General features: G+C 63.0%; 16 protein-coding genes and 1 pseudogene. 10 read left to right on the forward strand and 7 right to left on the reverse strand.

All coding sequences use genetic code 11. The annotated features are described in order from the left end of the window. Positions 1-33: 33 nt before the first annotated feature. The gene (locus NKH06_RS20555; RefSeq protein WP_352442410.1) at positions 34-1548 is read right to left on the reverse strand and encodes a leucyl aminopeptidase; all 1515 of its coding nucleotides are present in this window, start codon (positions 1546-1548) and stop codon (positions 34-36) included. Between the two features lie 246 nt (positions 1549-1794). Here NKH06_RS20555 and NKH06_RS20560 point away from each other — a divergent pair, with 246 nt between their 5' ends. Together NKH06_RS20560 and NKH06_RS20565 are read left to right on the forward strand one after the other, a co-directional pair. After that, positions 1795-2697, forward strand: a complete 903-nt coding sequence (locus NKH06_RS20560) for a LysR substrate-binding domain-containing protein (RefSeq protein ID WP_024503328.1) — start codon at positions 1795-1797, stop codon at positions 2695-2697. Positions 2698-2941: 244 nt separating this feature from the next. Next, on the forward strand, positions 2942-4399 hold the full coding sequence (locus NKH06_RS20565; protein WP_352442409.1) for an NCS1 family nucleobase:cation symporter-1: 1458 nt from the start codon (positions 2942-2944) through the stop codon (positions 4397-4399). Between the two features lie 36 nt (positions 4400-4435). On the opposite strand, the pseudogene NKH06_RS20570 reads toward NKH06_RS20565, so the two are convergent. The 5 genes and pseudogenes from NKH06_RS20570 to tpiA all read right to left on the reverse strand — a co-directional run bounded on the left by NKH06_RS20570 (position 4436) and on the right by tpiA (position 9512). Further along, positions 4436-4971, reverse strand: a pseudogene (locus NKH06_RS20570) (DUF1697 domain-containing protein). An 18-nt stretch (positions 4972-4989) separates the two neighbouring features. Further along, positions 4990-6627, reverse strand: a complete 1638-nt coding sequence (gene pyrG / locus NKH06_RS20575) for a CTP synthase (protein WP_352442407.1) — start codon at positions 6625-6627, stop codon at positions 4990-4992. Positions 6628-6764: 137 nt separating this feature from the next. After that, positions 6765-7892, reverse strand: a complete 1128-nt coding sequence (locus NKH06_RS20580; protein WP_352442406.1) for a L,D-transpeptidase — start codon at positions 7890-7892, stop codon at positions 6765-6767. A gap of 211 nt (positions 7893-8103) precedes the next feature. Next, the gene (secG, locus tag NKH06_RS20585; RefSeq protein WP_128303636.1) at positions 8104-8574 is read right to left on the reverse strand and encodes a preprotein translocase subunit SecG; all 471 of its coding nucleotides are present in this window, start codon (positions 8572-8574) and stop codon (positions 8104-8106) included. A 170-nt stretch (positions 8575-8744) separates the two neighbouring features. After that, the gene (gene tpiA, locus NKH06_RS20590) at positions 8745-9512 is read right to left on the reverse strand and encodes a triose-phosphate isomerase (RefSeq protein WP_023812909.1); all 768 of its coding nucleotides are present in this window, start codon (positions 9510-9512) and stop codon (positions 8745-8747) included. A 145-nt stretch (positions 9513-9657) separates the two neighbouring features. Between tpiA and NKH06_RS20595 the strand changes: the two genes are divergently transcribed. The 5 genes from NKH06_RS20595 to NKH06_RS20615 are packed head-to-tail and all read left to right on the forward strand — an operon-like array spanning position 9658 to position 15070. Then, positions 9658-11550 carry a SurA N-terminal domain-containing protein gene (locus tag NKH06_RS20595; protein WP_352893802.1) on the forward strand — a complete coding sequence of 631 codons (1893 nt, stop codon included), beginning with the start codon at positions 9658-9660 and terminating at the stop codon, positions 11548-11550. Further along, positions 11547-12557 carry an anthranilate phosphoribosyltransferase gene (gene trpD, locus NKH06_RS20600; protein WP_352774263.1) on the forward strand — a complete coding sequence of 337 codons (1011 nt, stop codon included), beginning with the start codon at positions 11547-11549 and terminating at the stop codon, positions 12555-12557. The genes NKH06_RS20595 and trpD overlap by 4 nt, the downstream gene beginning before the upstream one ends. 10 nt (positions 12558-12567) lie before the next feature. Further along, complete coding sequence (gene trpC / locus NKH06_RS20605) at positions 12568-13380, forward strand: indole-3-glycerol phosphate synthase TrpC (RefSeq protein ID WP_352893804.1); 813 nt, start codon at positions 12568-12570, stop codon at positions 13378-13380. 2 nt (positions 13381-13382) lie between these two features. Then, positions 13383-13865 carry a cyclic pyranopterin monophosphate synthase MoaC gene (gene moaC / locus NKH06_RS20610; RefSeq protein WP_352676358.1) on the forward strand — a complete coding sequence of 161 codons (483 nt, stop codon included), beginning with the start codon at positions 13383-13385 and terminating at the stop codon, positions 13863-13865. Continuing rightward, the gene (locus NKH06_RS20615) at positions 13865-15070 is read left to right on the forward strand and encodes a molybdopterin molybdotransferase MoeA (RefSeq protein WP_352676356.1); all 1206 of its coding nucleotides are present in this window, start codon (positions 13865-13867) and stop codon (positions 15068-15070) included. The genes moaC and NKH06_RS20615 overlap by 1 nt, the downstream gene beginning before the upstream one ends. A 48-nt stretch (positions 15071-15118) precedes the next feature. Here NKH06_RS20615 and NKH06_RS20620 read toward each other — a convergent pair whose 3' ends face one another. Continuing rightward, positions 15119-16033, reverse strand: coding sequence for a hormone-sensitive lipase (locus NKH06_RS20620; protein ID WP_502914502.1), 915 nt, complete (start codon positions 16031-16033; stop codon positions 15119-15121). 207 nt (positions 16034-16240) lie between these two features. Between NKH06_RS20620 and NKH06_RS20625 the strand changes: the two genes are divergently transcribed. The 3 genes from NKH06_RS20625 (at position 16241) to kynU (ending at position 20026) form a co-directional block, all read left to right on the forward strand. Next, positions 16241-17866, forward strand: a complete 1626-nt coding sequence (locus tag NKH06_RS20625) for an AMP-binding protein (RefSeq protein WP_352893806.1) — start codon at positions 16241-16243, stop codon at positions 17864-17866. Beyond that, a complete protein-coding gene (kynA, locus tag NKH06_RS20630) occupies positions 17863-18699 on the forward strand; it encodes a tryptophan 2,3-dioxygenase (protein ID WP_031213580.1) in 837 nt (278 codons plus the stop codon). Before NKH06_RS20625 ends, kynA begins: the two co-directional genes overlap by 4 nt. A gap of 79 nt (positions 18700-18778) precedes the next feature. Next, complete coding sequence (kynU, locus tag NKH06_RS20635; protein WP_352442399.1) at positions 18779-20026, forward strand: kynureninase; 1248 nt, start codon at positions 18779-18781, stop codon at positions 20024-20026. Positions 20027-20276: the final 250 nt, after the last annotated feature.

Genomic DNA, 20276 nt, shown 5'->3' on the forward strand with positions numbered 1-20276 from the left:
AGGCATCTTGTATTTGTCCGTGACGACGGGGGCCTAACTCATGTTGCGGGTGACCTGCACCCACTCTTCCAGCATCTGCACGCCAAATGCCGTGGCACCTTGCCTGCCGAGAGGCCGATCGGTGTCGGTCAGTTCCTTGCTGGCGATGTCGAGATGCACCCAGGGGCGGTCTTCAGTGAAGTGACGCAGGAAGGCCGCCGCATAGGGAGCGTCGCCGTCTTCCATGTCCTTGGCATGATGCCGCAGGTCCGCGAACGGCGATTGCAGACCCTCATCATAGGCCCGGTCGAGCGGCAGCCGCCAGAACCGTTCGCCGACCGCTTCTCCGGCCGCGATCATCTGTGACGCGATGGCATCGTCGGTGCTGAACAGGCCGGCGAATATCGACCCCAGGCCACGCGTCACCGAATAGGTCAGCGTCGCCAGATCGACGATCACCGAAGGGTTGAAGCGCGTGGCTGCATAGTGGAGGCAGTCGGCCAGAAGCAGGCGTCCTTCCGCATCCGTGTCGAACACTTCCACGGTCTGTCCGGACGCCGTCGTGATGATGTCGCGCGGTTTGAGCGCGGTGCCGGATGGCATGTTCTCGGCGATGCCGAGAACACCGACAACATGTACCGGGCTGCCTTGCCGGGCGAGCGCGATCAGCAGGCCGACCACAGCGGCCGCTCCGCCCATGTCGGCTTTCATGTCGAACATTTGCGCTCCGCCCTTGATGCAGAGGCCTCCCGAATCGAAGCAGACGCCCTTGCCGACGAAAGCGAGTGGTTGAGCGGGCGCACCCTTGCCCCGGTAACGCAGGACAGCGACCCGGGGCGGGCGCGCCGAGCCCGATCCAACAGCAAGAAGCGCGTTCATGCCGAGCTCCTTCAGTTGCGCGGCATCGAGCATTTCGATGTCGATGCCGGCTTCACGCAGCGGCTCCAGATGATCGTGGAAATTGTCGGGATGGAGATGGTTCGGCGGCAGGTTGACCAGGGTGCGTGCATATTCCACGCCGTCGGCGATGGCATTGATCCGCGCCAGCGCCGCGGTCAGATCCGGGCCGCCGGCCCCGACCAGTTTCACCCGCAAGGTTCGATCCGCTCCTGCTCCTTGCCGCCGGTTGCGCATGTCGAAACGATAGCGGCGTAGCCGCATGCCGAGCGCGACACGCGCCAGGATTTCGGCTCCGGGCAGGTCAACGCCGGCGATGGGGTCCAGGACCAGCGTGGCCGCGCATTCTCCCTTGCCCTCCAGATGCGCGGCAAGCAGACCGCCGGCGCGTGCCAACGACAGGGCGGTTACCGTTTCAGCTTTGCCCAAGGCCAGGACGACCACGCGCTTGGTCGATACGGCCTGAGGAGCAATAAGATCGATGCAGGTGCCGGATTCGGCCAAGGCGGCCGGGTCGGAGCAGGCGCGAGAGAGAATCCCGCTCATCTCGGCATCCAGGGCGACTGCCCGCGGGCCAAAGCCCGTGTGGGCAGTTTGCAAAATCACGACGACAGAGGCTTCGGCGGAAATCTCGTCCGCGGTCTCGAAAACCGGCGCTGGCGATTGAGGCATAGGCTGGCGCTCTCTCCAATTGCGGCAACACCAGCCGGTAGCGAGCAACGCTTCGCTCGCCCCGGTGGAGACTGGTCAAGCCGGTCTCCGCCGTTCGTGGTATAATGCCGGTCCCCAAACAGTCGCTTTCTTGAGACGACTTAATTGCTCTTGTCTTCTGGGTATCCCCTAACGGGGCAGGCGATCAAACGCGAATTCTGCCCATGTCGATTGACAAAAACTCAACTGACAATTCATGATCGGCCAATGGCCCTTCCCTCACTCAATGGCATGCGCGCTTTCGAGGCCGCCGCTCGCCTCGGCAGCGTAAAGGACGCGGCGGAAGAACTGCATCTGACACCCTCGGCTGTCAGCCGCCACATCCGCGCGCTTGAACGAAATCTTGGCCAGGACCTGTTCGAACGCGGTTTTCGCCAGATAACCCCAACCATCAGGGGCTCCTACTATGCGCGCAGCCTCTCGGAGGCGTTCGAAGCCATCTGGCGCGCCACCGATGACGTCAGCCTCTCCGAGGGGTCGCGCCACGGCAAGATCCAACGTGTCCGGGTCTTGTGCGTGCCCACTGTTCTGAACCTTTGGCTGGCGGACCGGTTGCCGAACTTTCGCCGGTTGCATCCGTCGGTGGATCTGGAGATCTCCACTTCAGGCAAGCGCGCCAACTTCGATTTGGCCATTGTCGACGAGTTCGTCTACAAGGCCGGCCCGGCTTTGACGCTGCTGATCCCGCTGCTTTTGACGCCGGTCTGTGCGCCTTCGCTTTTGGAGGGGCCTGTGCCGCTGCGATCGCCGGCCGATCTGGTCAATCATCATCTGATCCATGAATGCGAAACCATGAGATGGAAGCGTTGGCTGGAGCAGGAAGGCGTTCTGGAAACGACGCCAAAATCCAGCACAACACTGGATGATTGCACCTTGATCATGCGCGAAGCGATCAATGGCGCGGGAATAGCGCTCGCGGACACGATGATGGCGCAAGATTTTCTGCAGCAAGGCAAACTGGTCGCCCCGTTCCGTGCCCGCCACACCTATCCGGCCGGCATTTACCTGCATCAGCGTCGCAGCATCGGCAACAAACCAGGCACCGGCCTGTTTCAGGATTGGCTGCTCGCCGAAGTCGCGGACCACAAGCAGGTGATGGCCATCGCTTAGATGGCCCCCTACCGAAGGTGTCGGCAGCCACCGCTTCAGATTGAAATCCTGGTGTCGAACTTCGAATCATCCGTGCCGGGTTCAGCGATGACCCACCATCGCCTTGCATCGATAATCGCAGTTCTCATTGAATATCTTTAAGGCCAAAGCCGGCAAATAGGTTGCTTGTCGGTTCCCCTGCGGCAGGCTTAACCTGCACGCGGCCAACGCGTGAGGGCGCGTGCTGCAAAAGGGGAACATTGCCATGACGATACAGGGTGCTTCACCTGATCTGTACAACGAGGATCTGGCTCCGGCCAAAGTGCGAAACTGGGGACCATTCTCGATCTTCAACGTCTGGACATCGGACGTCCACAGCCTTTGGGGCTACTATCTTGCCGCCAGTCTGTTCCTGTTTTGCGGCGGCTTCGTCAATTTCATCATCGCCATAGGCATCGGATCGCTGATCATCTATGTGCTGATGAACATGGTCGGCTATGCCGGCGTGAAGACGGGCGTGCCCTACCCCGTGCTTGCCCGCGCCTCTTTCGGCATCTGGGGCGCCAACATACCGGCACTGGTGCGCGCCATCGTCGCCTGCTTCTGGTACGGCGCGCAGACGGCCGCCGCCTCGGGCGCGATCGTGGCGCTGCTGATCCGCACGCAGTGGTTCGCCGATTTCAACGCCAGCACGCATTTCCTCGGCCATACCGGCCTGGAGGTGATCTGCTTCGTGGTCATCTGGGGGCTGCAACTGCTGATCATCCAGAACGGCATGGAAACGGTGCGCCGCTTCCAGGACTGGGCCGGCCCCGCAGTGTGGGTGATGATGCTGATCCTGGCGATCTATCTCTGCGTCAAATCCGGGAGATTTGCCTTCACCAGCGACATCCCGATGGACGTGTTGCTGGACAAGACGAAGGACGCGGGCGTGCCCGGCACGCCCGGCTCGTGGACTTCGCTGTTTGCGGTGGCAGCAATCTGGGTCACCTATTTCTCGGCGCTCTATCTCAACTTCTGCGATTTCGCCCGTTACGCGCCGGACAAGGCATCGCTGCGCAAGGGCAACATCTGGGGCCTGCCGATCAACCTCATCCTGTTCTCGCTGGTCGCCGGCGTCACCACCATTGCCGCCTTTGACGTCTATGGCGAGGTGCTGCTGCATCCCGACCAGATCTCGGCGAAATTCGACAGCTGGTTCCTGGCGGCGCTCGCAGCCCTGACCTTTGCGGTTGCGACCCTGGGCATCAACGTGGTCGCCAATTTCGTCTCGCCGGCCTTCGACTTCTCCAACGTCTTCCCCAGGCAGATCGACTTCAAGAAGGGCGGCTATATCGCGGCCGTCATTGCCCTGCTGCTCTATCCCTTCGCGCCATGGGAAGGCAGTGCCGCTTCCTTCGTCAACATCATCGGCGCGACGATGGGGCCGATCTTCGGGGTGATGATGGTCGACTACTACCTGATCCGGAAGGGTGAGATCGACGTTGAGGCGCTTTACCGCGAAGACGGCGAGTTCCGTTTCCAGGGCGGCTGGCACGTCAATGCATTCATCGCCGCCGGCATCGGCGCCATCTTCTCGTCGATCCTGCCCAACTTCACCAACTGGCTGCCGTCCTGGTGGGGCGTCTATGGCTGGTTCTTCGGCGTGGCGATCGCCGGCATCATCTACTACGTGCTACGCACCGCCGCTTTAGGCGCCGGCGCCAGGACCGCGAAAGCCTGACGGGCGTCATTCGGGGCGGCGCAAAGCCGCCCCGAACTACCCGAGCATCTCGGCCAATCTGCGCACTGTGTTCCAGTTGCGCGACGTGCCCGTGCCCATGCGCTTGTGATTCATTGCCGCGAGCAGCCGCGAGCTTGTCCTCTCGCGTGAAAATACGACCCAGATGTCGCCGCCGACCGAAGTCACTTTTTCATCCTCGCCGGCATAGGCTTGGAGCCCCTTCACGGCCTCCACGGGCGCAGGCTTGCGCATCACCCGTACGGCCACCTGATCGCCTGCTTTAGCCGAATCGGCCGGAACGGATTGCCGGCGGCAAGCTTCAGCCAGTCCTGGGCACCGCGCACGAGGATATCGACATGGCGGCCGAAGGTTTTTTCAAAGGCTGCCTCCAACCACCGTTCGAGGTCGGCGATATCAGTTGCCGGTGCCTCGAAGACCAGATTGCCCGTCGACACCAGCGTGCGCGGGTTGTTCAGCCCGAGCTCTTCGGCCATAGCCTTGAGGTCGGCCATGACGACCCGGCGGCCCTCGCCCAGGATGATGCTGTAAAGCAGCGCGACATAGGTCTGCATTGCCGCCCGACCTGATCGCTACACCAACCGGCTCTGCTCCACCGCCGCCTCGATGAAACTGGCGAACAGCGGATGCGGGTCGAGCGGCCGGCTTTTCAGTTCCGGATGATATTGCACGCCGATGAACCAGGGGTGGTCTGGATACTCGACCGTCTCCGGCAGCACGCCGTCGGGCGACATGCCGGCAAACACCAGGCCGCAATCTTCGAGCCGCTCCTTGTAGTCGACATTGACCTCGTAGCGGTGGCGATGGCGCTCGAAAATCTGTGTGTCGCCGTAAATCTCGGCGATCTTGGAGCCCTTGGCGAGTTCGGCTTGATAGGCGCCGAGCCGCATCGTGCCGCCGAGATCGCCGGTTTCGCGGCGCTTCTCCAGCATGTTGCCTTTCAGCCATTCGGTCATCAGGCCGACGACCGGTTCCTCGGTCGGACCAAACTCGGTCGAAGACGCATGCTCGACGCCGGCCAGCGACCGCGCGGCCTCGATGCAAGCCATCTGCATGCCGAAGCAGATGCCGAAATACGGCACCTTGCGCTCGCGCGCGAACTTCGCCGCCAGGATCTTGCCTTCGGCACCGCGCTCGCCAAAGCCGCCGGGAACCAGGATGCCATGCACCTTTTCCAGCCATGGCGTCGGATCCTCCTTTTCGAAGATCTCCGATTCGATCCAGTCGAGCTTGACCTTGACGTGGTTGGCCAGGCCGCCATGCGAGAGCGCCTCGATCAGCGATTTGTAGGCATCCTTGAGGCCGGTATATTTGCCGACCACGGCGATGGTGACCTCGCCTTCCGGATTGTGGATGCGGTTGGACACCGCCTGCCAGGGCTCCATACGCGGCTTCGGCGCCGGATCGATGCCGAAGGCGGCCAGCACTTCCGAATCGAGCCCTTCCTTGTGGTATGCCATCGGCACGTCGTAGATATGCGGCACGTCGAGCGCCTGGATCACAGCGCTCTCGCGGACGTTGCAGAACAGCGACAATTTTCTGCGTTCTTCCTTGGGGATGGCGCGGTCGGCGCGGACCAGCAGGATGTCGGGCGCGATGCCGATGCCGCGCAGCTCCTTGACCGAATGCTGAGTCGGCTTGGTCTTCAGCTCGCCCGCTGTCGGGATGTAGGGCATCAGCGTCAGATGCACGTAAACGGCGTTGTTGCGCGGCAGGTCGTTGCCGAGCTGGCGTATCGCTTCCAGGAACGGCATCGCCTCGATGTCGCCGACCGTGCCGCCGATCTCGCAAAGCACGAAATCATAGTCGTCATTGCCGTTGAGGACGAAATTCTTGATCTCGTCGGTGACGTGCGGAATGACCTGCACGGTTGCGCCGAGATAATCGCCGCGCCGCTCACGCTCGATGATGTTCTTGTAGATGCGGCCGGTGGTGATGTTGTCCTGCTGATTGGCGGAGCGGCCGGTGAAGCGCTCGTAATGGCCAAGATCGAGATCGGTTTCCGCGCCATCATCAGTGACGAAAACCTCGCCATGCTGGTACGGCGACATCGTGCCCGGATCGACATTGAGGTAGGGGTCGAGTTTTTTGATGCGTGCGCGATAGCCTCGCGCCTGCAGGAGAGCCCCAAGGGCCGCTGCGGCTATGCCTTTTCCAAGTGAGGAAACCACGCCGCCTGTGATGAATACATATCGCGCCATGGGAGTCATCGCTTAACGCGGCCGGATTGATTCCGCCAGAGAAAAAACCACCGCGAAGGTTTTTTCCCAAGAAGGCGCTCGGATCGTGAACAGGGCAAAACAAAAGGGCCGGCTGAGCCGGCCCTTTCGGCAGGATGACGAAAACGTCAGATGATAACGACCTTGGTGCCAACCCTGACGCGGCTGTAGAGGTCCATGACGTGCTCGTTGATCATGCGGAAGCAGCCATTCGAGGCGCTGGTTCCGATCGACTGCGGCGCGATGGTGCCGTGGATGCGCAGATGCGTGTCCTTCTTGCCGTCATAGAGGTAGATGGCGCGGGCGCCGAGCGGGTTCTGGCCACCGCCGGGCATGCCGTCCTTGTACTGGCCGTAATGCTTCGGCTCACGCTTCTGCATGTCCAGCGTCGGGATCCAGCGCGGCCATTCCTGCTTGTCGCCGACCGCAACCGTACCCTTGTACTGCAGACCCTCGCGGCCGACCGCAATGGCGTAGCGGCGGGCGGTGGAGGACGATTCGACGAGGTAGAGGCGCCGCGCGCTGGTGTCGATGACGATGGTGCCCGCATCGTAACCGCTGAATTCCACGTCCTGCGGCACGAATTCCGGCTTCACCTTGAACTGCTTCTTGGCTTCCCTCTTGGCGAGCACCTGGTCGAGAGCCCGTGTCTCAGGGAGATAGCTTATCGAAGACCCGGACGAGGTCCCGCCGAAGAGACCGGCGAACAGACCACCGTTGCTCGGCTGCTTCTGGCCGATGACCTCGCTGCGCAGCTCGCCATTGTTGCCGGTCAAGGCGACGTTCATCGCCTCTGCCGGAAGCGGCTCTGCCGATTGGATCGGCGCGATCGGTTCGATAGGCTCGATGATCTTGGCAACCTGCTTCTTGGCCGGCTTGGCATCGGCCACCTCGGTTGCCGGCGCGCTCTTGCCCTTCTTGGCAAGGAACGCCTGCCGTTCAGCGTCGGCCTTGGCCTTGGCCGCCTCGCGCATCGCCAGTTTCCTGGCTTCGAGCGCCTTGGCTTTGGCGGCCTCCTTGTCGGCAACGATCTTGGCCTCGATCTTCTTGATCTGGGCGAGGTCGTCGGGCGTCGGGTTTTTCTTCTTCTTGAGAAGCTTCAATTGCGACGCGTCACTTTTGACGGCGACGTTGATGGCGGAGGTTGTTTCAACCGAAGGCTGTGCGGCCATATTGGCTGGAACGCCAGCGAAAGCGGGGGAACTGATGCCGATTGCGGCACAAAGTCCCAGGAAAATGAAGCTGCGAAGCTGCATGGCGAAGATCCGATCGTTCTATGCTTGTTGCCCACGGCGTCGCCCAGCGCCCCCCAAGGGCGCCGGAAGTGCCGCGCGCAATCTATAGTCGAATAAGCGCGGGGGCCTCAAGCGTGAGGTCGTACCTCACCCAGTCGAATCTTTGTGATCTCGCTGCATTTGCCGCGACTGTGTTCAAACGAGCACAGATCGCGGCTTCAGCCGCCGAAGACTACTGGTTTGGAACCTGCGGGGCCGCCGGCGCGGCGGGAGCGGCGCCATTGGTTGCCGGCGGCGTCGACCCGGCGGCAGGCGCCGTGGCCGGCGCGGTCGCCGGAGCCGCGGCATCGTTGCCTGACGGCGGCGTCGGCGTGGTGGTGCCTGCGGGCGCCGGGGTGGTCGTGCCGGGCAATTGGTTGAGCACGCCTTTGCCTGCACCGTCCGATGTCGCCGGCACGCGGTCGAGGATATCGATCGGCTTCTCGCCGTAGCGGGCGACGATCGACAGGGTCAAGGACGTGGCGAAGAAGGCGGCCGCCAGGATCGCCGTCGCACGCGTCAGCGCATTGGCAGCGCCACGCGCGGTCATGAAGCCGGAGCCGCCACCGATGCCGAGGCCGCCGCCTTCGGAGCGCTGCAGCAGCACCACGCCGACAAGGGCGAGCACAACCATGAGATGGATGACGATCAGTACGGTTTCCATAGTTTATCCTGGCAAGGCCTTGCCCGGCCGCGGACACGACCGGTGAATTGGAGGCGGCTCAATACAATGCTTTGACGGCATTTCCAAGCCCGTGGCCGGAATATGGGAAGCAACCCGTCCTTTGCAACGATTTCGTGCACCGGAAGCCCTGTCCGGCGCAGCGAATGTCTTCAGGCAATATTGCGATAGGCCTCGGCGATGCCGAGAAAATCCGCCGCTTTCAGGCTGGCGCCGCCGACCAGCGCGCCGTCGACATTCCTGACGCCGAGCAATTCGACCGCGTTGGAGGGCTTGACCGAGCCGCCGTAGAGAATGCGCATCTTCGCCGCGACGCCGCCGAGCTTTTCCGACAGCTTTTCGCGGATATGTGCATGTGCTGCCGCCACATCGCCGGCTGTCGGCGTCAGGCCGGTGCCGATCGCCCATACCGGCTCATAGGCAATGATGGTGTTGGACGGGGTGGCGCTTGGCGGGACCGAACCATCGACCTGCCGTGACAGCACATCCAGCGTCGCGCCCGCTTCACGCTGTTCATGCGTTTCGCCGACGCAAATGATGGCAACAAGCCCGGCACGCCATGCGGCGGATGCCTTGGCCTGGACAGTGGCGTCATCCTCGCCGCGTTGCTCGCGGCATTCGGAATGGCCGACGATGACATGGCTCGCACCGGCATCCCTGAGCATTTCCGCCGAGATGCAGCCGGTGTAGGCGCCGCTCTCCTTGGTATGGCAATCCTCACCGCCGGCATGCACCGGCGTGCGTGACAGGATCTCCGCGGCGTGGGCAAGCAGGGTCGCGGGAACGCAAACCAACGCTTCGGTCTCCGCGTCAAGTCCGCTCATGAAGCCGTTGCCGATCATCCGGAGCTCGTTGAGCGAGGCACTGGTGCCGTTCATTTTCCAGTTGCCGGCGACGAGCGGGCGAATTCCTGGCGTCATGGGTTTGCTTCTCCGGATGATATCGGGGCTCTGGCCCTCACTACCAAAATCAGGCCACAAAGCAATCGACAGTGGGCCGGAAGGGCGCTATTGCGCTTGTTTCAGACTCGGCGCATGCGAAAATGCGCATAAATCGGAAGTAAAAATGCTTGGTATATTGAGAAGCGCGGCAGGCACCTGGGTCGCGAAGGGGCTGTTGGTGCTGCTGGTGCTCAGCTTTTTGGTCTGGGGCGTTTCCGGACGGCTGATGGGTGGTTTGGCCGGCCATGATTCGGTCATTACCGCCGGCGGCACCAAAGTGTCGATCAACGAATACCGTCTCGCCTATGATCGCCAGCTCGCTGTCATGTCGCAGCAGTTCGGCCAGCGTCTCAGCCACGAACAGGCAAAGGCACTCGGTGTCGACAACCAGGTGCTGGCGCAGCTCGTCTCAGGCGCCGTTCTCGACGAACAGGCCCGCAAGCTGGGCCTCGGACTTTCCAAGGACCGGCTGGCCGAGTTGACGCGCGAAGACCCGGCATTCAAGGGCCCGGGCGGCCAGTTCGACCGCAGAACATTCGAATACATGCTGCAGCAGATTGGCATGCGGCCCGAGGACTATCTGAAGAACCGTGCCCAGGTGGCGGTGCGCCAGCAGATCGTCGAGGCTGTCTCGGATGGCCTCAAGGCTCCGGACACTTTCTTCAAGGCTGTTGCACTCTATCGCGGCGAAGACCGCACCATCGACTATTTGACGCTGCCCAAGGCACTGGTCGAGCCGATCGCGGCACCGTCCGATAGCGTGCTCTTGGCCTATTTCGAAGCCAACAAGAAGACATATGCGGCACCCGAATACCGCAAATTCTCCTATGTCCGCCTCGAACCCGTCGACATCATGGATACGACCGCCGTCACCGACAGCCAGGTCAGCGACGACTACAACAAGAACAAGGCGCGTTACACCACGCCGGAACTGCGCACCGTCGAGCAGCTTGTATTCAAGACGCCGGATGCGGCCAAGGCCGCACTCGATTCGCTCAAGGCCGGCGCCACTTTCGACAAGCTGGTCACGGCGGAAGGCAAGACCCCGGCCGACACGCTGCTCGGCACGCTTGCCAAGGACAAGATCGCCGACAAGGCGGTCGCCGACGCGGCCTTTTCGCTCAATGCCAATGAAGTCAGCCAGGTCGTGCAAGGCGCCTTCGGTCCGGTGCTGCTGCGCGTCACCGAGATCAAGCCCGAGGTGGTGAAGCCACTGGCCGAGGTGTCCGATCAGATCCGCAAGGATCTGGCGCTGGGCGAGGCAAGCCGCATCCTTCTGGACGTGCGTGACAATTACGATGACACCCGCGCCGCCGGCAGTTCGCTGGCAGAGGCCGCGGCCAAGCTGAAGCTGAAGGTCGTCACCATCGACGCCATCGATCGCAGTGGGCTGCGGCCAGATGCAAGCATCGTCAAGGACCTGCCGCAATCGCCGGAGCTGATCAAAGCGGTCTTCGACGCCGAACCCAACACGGAAAACGATGCCTTGACCACAGCCGACAACGGCTTCGTCTTCTATGAGGTGGCGTCCATCACGCCGGCTCGCGACCGCACGCTGGATGAGGTTCGTCAGAAAGCCGTCACCGACTGGACCGCGGCGGAAATAAGCAAGCGGCTGGCCGCCAAGGCTGACGAGCTGGAAAAGCGGCTCAAGGCCGGCGCAACGCTCGATGTCATCGCCAGCGAACTGAAGCTCGAAAAGCAGACCAAGCGCGGTGTCAAGCGCGAGGCCGACGATGTCGATTTCGGCAAGGAAGGCGCCGCAGCAATGTTCGGCGTTGGCGAAGGCGGTACCGGCCTGATCCCCTCGCCCACCGGGGACGGGCAGATCCTGTACAAGGTCGCCGAAGTGTTCGAGCCCGCCGGAGCCGATGCCAGCTCGGTGCCGGATGACGCACAGAAATCCTTCACCTCCGGCATGTCGGATGATCTGCTCGATCAGTTGGTGGCGCAGTTGCAGACGCAGTACGACGTTCGCATCGATCAGGCCGCCGTCGCCCAAGCCTCGACAAGATGAGCGCGCTGAAAACCCATATCGCCAAGATCGCGACCGGTAGCGCGCTTTCCTTTGAGGAAGCGCGCGAGGCCTTCGACATCATCATGTCGGGTGACGCGACCCCCGGCCAGATCGGCGGTTTCCTGATGGCGCTGCGCGTGCGCGGCGAGACGGTGAGCGAGATTTCCGGCGCCGTCGCAACCATGCGGGCCAAGATGCTGCACGTCGACGCGCCCACCGATGCCGTCGACATCGTCGGCACCGGCGGCGACAATTCTCACAGCGTCAACATTTCGACGGCATCGGCCTTCGTCGTTGCCGGCAGCGGCGTGCCGGTTGCCAAACACGGCAATCGCGGCCTGTCGTCGCTGACGGGGGCAGCCGACGTGCTGGTTGCGCTCGGCGTCAAGATTGACATCTCGCCCGAATTCATCGGCCGCTGCATTCACGAGGCAGGCGTTGGCTTCATGTTCGCGCCCGCGCATCATCCTGCGATGAAGCATGTCGGCCCGACCCGCGTCGAACTCGGCACCCGCACCATATTCAACCTGCTCGGGCCGCTCTCCAACCCGGCCGGCGTCAAGCGGCAGTTGGTCGGTGTGTTCCTGCCGGAATGGATCCTGCCGGTTGCCGAGACACTGAAGGCGCTGGGTGCCGAGCATGTCTGGGTCGCCCATGGCGACGGCTATGACGAGATCACCACCACCGGCGAGACGCAGGTCGCCGAACTGATCGGCGGCGAAATCCGCAGCTTCACGCTGACCCCTGAAGCGGTTGGGCTGGCGCGCCATAGCAAGGATGAGTTGCGCGGCGGCGATGCGGACTACAACGCCAAGGCCTTGCGCGATATGCTGGGCGGCGGCGCCGGCGCCTATCGCGACACCGTGCTGATGAACGCCGGTGCCGGACTGGTTGTGGCCGGCAAGGCGACGACGCTTGGCGACGGCATCGCGGCGGCGGCGCAAGCCATCGATAGCGGCCGTGCCCTGCAAGTGCTCGACAGGCTGGTCGAAATTTCGAACGGATAACGGATAGAGCGTGTCTGACATTCTTCGCAAGATCGAGGCCTACAAGCGCGACGAGATCGCGGCGGCAAAGGCACGCGTGCCGTTGGCCGAAATCAAGGCCCGGGCAAAAGATGCCGACGCACCGCGCGGTTTTCTTGCCGCACTGGAAGCGAAGCGCAAATCCGGCGCCTTCGCGCTGATCGCCGAGATCAAGAAGGCGAGCCCCTCCAAGGGTCTGATCCGTGCCGATTTCGATCCACCGGCGCTGGCGCAGGCCTATGCCAAGGGTGGTGCTGCCTGTCTTTCGGTGCTGACCGATGCACCCTCCTTCCAGGGTGCGCCTGAATTTCTCACCCGGGCGCGAGCCGCCGTCGCGCTGCCGGCGCTGCGCAAGGATTTCCTGTTCGATCCGTATCAGGTCTACGAAGCCCGCGCCTGGGGCGCGGATGCCATCCTGATCATCATGGCCAGCGTCGACGACGCGCTGGCGAGCGAACTTGAGGTGACGGCGTTCGAACTCGGCATGGATGCACTGGTCGAAGTGCATGACGAGGCCGAGACGCAGCGCGCGCTGAAATTGTCGTCGCGGCTGATCGGCATCAACAACCGCAATCTGCGCACATTCGAGACCAGCCTCGACACTTCAGTGCGGCTGGCGACGATGGTTCCGGCCGACCGCTTGCTGGTCAGCGAGAGCGGTATTTTCTCACATGACGACTGCCTCAGGCTGCAAAAGAGCGACATCGGCACTTTTCTTGTCGGCGAGAGCCTGATGCGGCAACAGGACGTCACCGCGGCGACGCGCCTGCTGCTGACAGGCAAGGCTTTGGCCGAGGCTATCTGACGATGGTATCAGGCCTTACCCATCTCGGCGCGCACGGCGAAGCCAACATGGTCGATGTCGGCGACAAGGCGGAGACGACGCGCACGGCGATTGCCGAAGGCTTTGTCGCGATGCAGTCCGAGACGCTGAAGATGATCCTCGCCGGCAACGCCAAGAAGGGCGATGTGCTCGGCACCGCGCGCATCGCCGGCATCATGGCGGCGAAGAAGACGCATGAACTGATCCCGCTCTGCCATCCGCTGCTGCTGACCAAGGTTTCCGTCGACATCGAGCCCGACCATGCTTTGCCGGGCCTGAAGGTCACAGCACTCGCCCGCGTCACCGGCAAGACGGGTGTCGAGATGGAAGCGCTGACGGCCGCTTCGGTAGCCTGCCTGACCATCTATGACATGGCGAAAGCAGTCGACCGCGCCATGGTGATCTCCGGCATCCGCCTGGTCGAAAAGACGGGTGGCAAGTCGGGTGACTACAAGGCGAGCGCCTGATGGCGCTGGTTCCTATCGCGGAGGCGCTTGAACGCTTGCTTGATGGTGCGGCACCTCTAGCCGGCGAAAGCGTTCCTCTGTTCGAGGCGGTGGATCGTGTTCTGGCGGAACCGGTCGTTGCTCTTCGCACCCAGCCGCCTTTCAATGCTTCCGCCATGGACGGCTATGCGGCGCGCGCCGCCGACGTCACGTCGGTCCCATCCAGGCTGTCGGTGATCGGCATAGCGCCGGCTGGACGTGGCTTCGACGGCACGGTCGGCCAGACGCAGGCCGTGCGCATCTTCACCGGCGCGCCGCTGCCCGAAGGCGCCGACACCATCGTCATCCAGGAGAATGTCCGCGACCTCGGCGGCGGCGATATCGAAGTGATCGAGCCGACAGCGCAATGGCGCAATATCCGCCGCATCGGGCTCGATTTTTCAACAGGCGACATGCTGCTGGAGAAAGGCCGCTTGCTCGACCCGGCGGCACTGTCGCTGGCAGCATCGGCCAACCATCCCCGGGTCAGCGTGGTGAAACGGCCGCTGGTCGCCATCATCGCCACCGGCGACGAATTGCTGCCGCCGGGCAGTGATCTCGGCCCGGACCAGATCATCTCGTCCAATGCCTATGGCGTTGCCGCTGCTGCACAATCGGTCGGCGCCCGCGCGCTCGATCTCGGCATTGCCGCCGATCGCAAGGAGGCTATCGCTGCCCTGATCAGACAAGCGGTCGCGGCCGGTGCGGATGTCATCGTGACGCTTGGTGGCGCCTCGGTCGGCGATCACGACCTGATCCACGACGTGCTGACCGGCGAAGGCATGACGCTCGGCTTCTGGAAGATCGCCATGCGCCCCGGCAAGCCGCTGATGTTCGGCCGCCTCGGCGATATCAGGTGCATCGGCCTGCCCGGCAATCCGGTGGCAAGCCTGGTCTGCTCGCAGTTGTTCCTGAAGCCGCTGCTGGCGCGGCTCGGCGGCCGCAATCATCGCCAGGACGTTCGCCAAGCGCGATTGGGCGCCGCAATGCCGGCCAATGATTTGCGCCAGGACTATGTCCGAGCCGTGGTCAGGGAAGATGACGGCGTACCGGTGGCGACGCCGTTCGGTATCCAGGATTCCTCAATGCTGAGAATGCTGGCCGACGCCAACGGGCTGATCGTGCGGGCGCCGTTTGCCCCTGCAGCAGCCGCGGGCGAGGCTTGCAGCGTTTTGATGCTGCGCTGAGGAACCCCGAACAAGCCATTCATAACAGACGAGAAAATGATCCCGGCTCTAGTTCGAGATCAGGCTCTGCGTCAGCGGATGCGCCGAATCGGCAAGGCCTTCGACAATGCTGTAATGATGCCGGTCGGGCTCGACCACGGTTCTGGTGGTGGCGCCGAGGCCGGTCCAGATGTTGGCAAGCAACGCATTCTGACGCAGGAACTCGGCGCGCTCGCCGCCGCCGACCCAGCAAGTGATGCGGGCACCATCCATCGGCCTCAGCAGCGCCGGGCTTTCAGTCAGCGCCTCGTGCTCGTCGATGGCCAGCGCCGCGTTCATGCCGGTGCGCATGAGCGGACGCAGGTCATGCAGGCCTGAAATCGAAATGACGTGGCGTATGCGCCGCGCCACATCGGCAGCCAGCGGCGTGGTTGTCGTCACCATCCGGGTGGCAAGATGGCCGCCGGCCGAATGCCCGGTCAGCATCAGCGGTCCGTCGACCATTGCCGCCGCCTCGCCGATCGCCGCCCCAATCTCCCTGACGATGCCGGCGATGCGTATGTCCGGGCACAGCGTGTAGGACGGCATCGCAACGGCAAAACCGTTGCTGACCGCGCCATTGGCAAGGTGAGACCACAAACTCTTGTCGGTCTCCAGCCAGTAACCGCCATGGATAATCGCCACCAGCCCTTTGGGCGCGGCACTAGGAAGGAAAAGATCGAGCCGATTGCGCGGCCCTTCGCCATAGGCGATGTCGAGCCGTGCCCGGCCCTGCGCCGACAGCGCATCACGGAATGCTTGCGCCGGCTTCGCCCATGCGGCCGGCCAGCGATCACTGCCGGCGATATTCGCACCGTTGGCATAGGCATCATCCCAATCGACGATGTGACGTTCGAACATCTGTGCCCTTCCCCAAGACGGCATCGCTTCTTCGCTAGCAATGGCCACCGCCATGCCATGCGTCAATGCCCTGAGCAAAAACATTTTAGGCTTGAAACAAATTTCGACTGGTGCGATCCTGCCCCAACGAACAGCCGACAATGGGAGGTCTGCTGTGCTGCCCGAACCTGCAGATGGTCACCCTTTCTGGGCGCATCTCCGAGCAGGCGCGATGGGCAGGACCTTAGGATCCACTACATCCGGTCAAGGCGCATCGCGCACTGGCCAGGCAGCAGACGGGAGAGCGGCGACATGCTAGGGCCTTCAGCGCATATCGACACGTTCACGCGCGATCACCTGCCGCCGCCGGAGCAATGGCCTGAAATCCTGCTCGACGGCTTCGACTATCCCGAACGTCTCAACGCCGGTGTCGAACTGACCGACAGGCTGGTCGAGAAGGGCCTCGGCGACCACACCGCCCTCATCGGCAATGGCCGCCGCCGCACCTACAAGGAACTGTCCGACTGGACGAACAGGCTGGCCCACGCGCTGGTCGAGAATTATGGCGTCAAGCCGGGTAACCGGGTGCTGATCCGCTCCGCCAACAACCCCGCCATGGTCGCCTGCTGGCTGGCTGCCACCAAGGTTGGCGCCGTGGTCGTCAACACCATGCCGATGCTGCGCGCCGGCGAACTCGCCAAGATCGTCGACAAGGCCGAGATTGCCGTTGCGCTGTGCGACACCAGACTGATGGACGAGATGACTGCCTGCGCCAAGGACAGCGCATTCCTCAAGCAGGTCATCGGTTTCGACGGCACCGCCAACCATGATGCTGAACTCGATCGTGCCGCTCTCGACAAGCCGGTAACGTTCACCGCAGTCGACACCGGCCGCGACGATGTCGCGCTGCTCGGCTTCACCTCGGGCACGACAGGCGTTCCGAAGGCGACGATGCATTTCCACCGCGACCTGCTGATCATCGCCGACGCCTATGCTCGCGAAATCCTGGAGGTGACGCCGGACGACATCTTCGTCGGCTCGCCGCCGCTGGCCTTCACCTTCGGCCTTGGCGGGCTCGCCATCTTCCCGCTGCGCTTCGGTGCGGCGGCGACGCTGCTGGAGCAGGCGACGCCACCCAACATGATCCACATCATCGAGACCTACAAAGCGACGATCTCCTTCACCGCGCCGACCGCCTACCGCGCCATGCTGAAGGCTATGGATGAAGGGGCCGACCTGTCGTCGCTGCGCGTTGCAGTTTCGGCCGGCGAGACCTTGCCCGCTCCGGTTTTCGAAGAGTGGACGAAAAAGACCGGCAAGCCGATCCTCGACGGCATCGGCGCCACCGAAATGCTGCACATATTCATCTCCAACCGTTTTGGCGACATGAAGCCTGCGTCGACCGGCAAGCCGGTGGGCGGCTACGAGGCGCGCGTCGTCGATGACGAGATGCGCGAGGTGCCGCGCGGCACGACCGGCAGGCTGGCGGTGCGCGGCCCGACCGGCTGCCGCTACATGGCCGATGACAGGCAGAAGGAATATGTGCGCGACGGCTGGAACCTCACCGGCGACACCTTCACGCAGGACGAGGACGGCTTCTTCCATTTCGCCGCACGCTCCGACGACATGATCGTCAGCGCCGGCTACAACATCGCCGGTCCCGAGGTCGAGGCGGCGCTGCTGGCGCATCCGGACGTCGCCGAATGCGCGGTGATCGGTGCAGAGGACGCCGAACGCGGCCAGATCGTCGAGGCGCATGTCGTGCTGGTGCAGGGCGTCGCGCCCGACGCCCTCACCACCAAGCGCCTGCAGGACCATGTCAAGGCAACGATCGCGCCCTATAAATATCCGCGATCGGTAAAATTCATCGCCGCTCTGCCCAAGACCCAGACCGGAAAGATCCAGCGCTTCCGGCTGCGCACGGAGAAAATCAATTGAGCCAACCGTACGATCCGGCGTCCGAAGGCGCCCAGATGTCGTTCAAGGAGCGCATGTCCTACAGCGACTACCTGCACCTGGAGAAAGTGCTGGAGGCCCAGACGCCGCTGTCATCGGCGCATGACGAGATGCTGTTCATCATCCAGCATCAGACCTCCGAGCTCTGGATGAAGCTTGCTCTGCACGAGATTGGCGCCGCGATCCGTTCCATCCGCGCCGACCGGCTCGAGCCGAGCTTCAAGATGCTGTCGCGCGTTGCGCGCATCTTCGAGCAGCTGAACAATGCCTGGGACGTGCTGCGGACGATGACGCCCAGCGAATACACCGAGTTCCGCGACGCGCTCGGCCAGTCCTCGGGTTTCCAGTCCTGGCAGTATCGCGCCATCGAGTTCATGGCCGGCAACCGAAACCTGGCAATGCTCGGGCCGCACAAGCATCGGCCCGACCTGAGCGGGAAGCTGGAAGCGATCCTGGCCGAGCCGTCGCTCTATGACGAGGCACTGCTGCTTTTGGCGCGCAACGGATTCGACATCGGTGCCGATGCCAGGCGCACGGACTGGCGTGAGACGCGAACCGAGAATGAAGAGGTGCTGGTCGCCTGGCAGACCATCTACCGCGATCCGCAGCGCTACTGGATGTTCTACGAACTGGCCGAGAAGCTGGTCGACTTCGAGGACTACTTCCGCCGCTGGCGCTTCAACCACGTCACCACGGTGGAGCGCATCATCGGCCTGAAACGCGGCACCGGCGGCACGTCGGGTGCTTCGTATCTGAAGAAAATGCTCGAGGTCGTGCTGTTCCCGGAGCTGTGGACGGTCCGCACCCGGCTCTGACGTCGAAATGAAAACAGGCACACCGAGGGGACGCGCTGTGGCGGAAAACCCTTCGCGAACAACCGGGGACTGACCGACCATGAGTGGAATTCCTGATCTCGCCGCAGTCGAAGCGATGGATGCCACGGATCCGCTGCGGGCCATGCGCGACCGTTTCATTCTGCCGGAGGGGATGATCTATCTCGACGGCAATTCACTGGGGGCAGCGTCTCATGCCGTTTTCAGCGAGCTGCAGCAGGCGGCGACCCAAGAATGGGCCCAGGATCTCATCCGAGCTTGGAACACGGCCGGATGGTTCGAGATGCCAATCGAACTCGGCGACCAGCTCGGACGCCTGATAGGAGCCGCGGCCGGCCAGACCGTTGTCTGCGACACGACATCGACCAACATCTACAAGGTGCTGCACGCGGCGATGGAGATGCGGCCCGGCCGGTCGGCCATCGTCGCCGAAGGTGACAGTTTTCCCACCGACCTGTACATCGCCGAAGGCGTGGCCTCGACCCGGGATGGCGTCCTGCTGCGCCTCGCGGGTGTCGACGCGCCGACCATCGAAGAGCTGATCGACGAAAACGTCGCGGTGGTGCTGGTCAATCACGTCAATTACAAATCGGGTGAACTGCGCGACATGGCGGCGCTGACGCGCAAAGCTCATGCGGCCGGAGCGCTGATCGTCTGGGATCTTTGCCACACCGCCGGCGCCCTGCCCGTCGAGCTCGATCACGCAAATGCCGATTTCGCCATCGGCTGCACCTACAAGTACCTCAACGGCGGTCCGGGCGCACCGGCCTTCATCTATGCCGCGCAGCGCCACCACGGCGATATCAGCCAGCCGCTCAGCGGCTGGTGGGGCCATGCGCGGCCCTTTGCCTTCGAACGGGGTTATGTTGCCGGCACCGGCATCCGCCGCTTTTTGTGCGGCACTCAGCCGATCCTGTCGATGCGGGCGCTCAAAGGCGCGCTTGCCATCTGGAATGACGTCGACATGGCGGCATTGCGAAAGAAGAGTGTCGCGTTGACAGAACTGTTCATCCAGCTCGTCGAAGCCAGGTGCGGCGCCTACGGTCTCACGCTGGAGACCACCCGCGACGCGACCAGGCGCGGCAGCCAGGTGTCGTTCCTTCACGATCACGGCTATCAAATCATGCGGGCGCTGATCGAGCGCGGCGTCATCGGTGATTTTCGTGCGCCATCGACCATCCGTTTCGGCTTCACGCCGCTCTATGTCGGCTACAAGGATGTGTGGCTGGCGGTTGAGGTGCTGGAGGATATTCTGCGCACGGGCGCATGGAAGGACCGCCGTTTCGCGGTCAAGGAAGCCGTTACCTGACGCAACGATCCCCGCGATCCACCGCCGCCGCCCTCACTGCCTGGCAGATGACGGAGGGCTGAATTTCCAGCCACAAATGCCAACAGACGTTGGCGTTTTGGCTCCGTTTCGTTCACGGCAAACGAACGTCCCGAAGATTGATATCGTCCTTTGTGGAGGTCGATAGACTGATAATGCCAAGCCTTGGGTCGAGGATGAGCCACAGGTCATTAACCATAATAATTTCAATGTGAGCAGGCGCATCGCCGTG

Source organism: Mesorhizobium sp. M1342, assembly GCF_040317955.1.
Taxonomy (GTDB): Bacteria; Pseudomonadota; Alphaproteobacteria; order Rhizobiales; family Rhizobiaceae; genus Mesorhizobium.

Bases quoted from the DNA above. Each gene is read 5' to 3' on its own strand.
- NKH06_RS20615 (WP_352676356.1), top strand. From the start codon at position 13,865: ATGGCGCTGGTTCCTATCGCGGAGGCGCTTGAACGCTTGCTTGATGGT.
- NKH06_RS20580 (WP_352442406.1), bottom strand. From the start codon at position 7,892: ATGCAGCTTCGCAGCTTCATTTTCCTGGGACTTTGTGCCGCAATCGGC.
- NKH06_RS20625 (WP_352893806.1), top strand. From the start codon at position 16,241: ATGCTAGGGCCTTCAGCGCATATCGACACGTTCACGCGCGATCACCTG.
- NKH06_RS20595 (WP_352893802.1), top strand. From the start codon at position 9,658: ATGCTTGGTATATTGAGAAGCGCGGCAGGCACCTGGGTCGCGAAGGGG.
- moaC (WP_352676358.1), top strand. From the start codon at position 13,383: ATGGTATCAGGCCTTACCCATCTCGGCGCGCACGGCGAAGCCAACATG.
- pyrG (WP_352442407.1), bottom strand. From the start codon at position 6,627: ATGACTCCCATGGCGCGATATGTATTCATCACAGGCGGCGTGGTTTCC.
- NKH06_RS20555 (WP_352442410.1), bottom strand. From the start codon at position 1,548: ATGCCTCAATCGCCAGCGCCGGTTTTCGAGACCGCGGACGAGATTTCC.
- kynU (WP_352442399.1), top strand. From the start codon at position 18,779: ATGAGTGGAATTCCTGATCTCGCCGCAGTCGAAGCGATGGATGCCACG.
- secG (WP_128303636.1), bottom strand. From the start codon at position 8,574: ATGGAAACCGTACTGATCGTCATCCATCTCATGGTTGTGCTCGCCCTT.
- NKH06_RS20560 (WP_024503328.1), top strand. From the start codon at position 1,795: ATGGCCCTTCCCTCACTCAATGGCATGCGCGCTTTCGAGGCCGCCGCT.
- NKH06_RS20620 (WP_502914502.1), bottom strand. From the start codon at position 16,033: ATGTTTTTGCTCAGGGCATTGACGCATGGCATGGCGGTGGCCATTGCT.
- trpD (WP_352774263.1), top strand. From the start codon at position 11,547: ATGAGCGCGCTGAAAACCCATATCGCCAAGATCGCGACCGGTAGCGCG.
- tpiA (WP_023812909.1), bottom strand. From the start codon at position 9,512: ATGACGCCAGGAATTCGCCCGCTCGTCGCCGGCAACTGGAAAATGAAC.
- NKH06_RS20565 (WP_352442409.1), top strand. From the start codon at position 2,942: ATGACGATACAGGGTGCTTCACCTGATCTGTACAACGAGGATCTGGCT.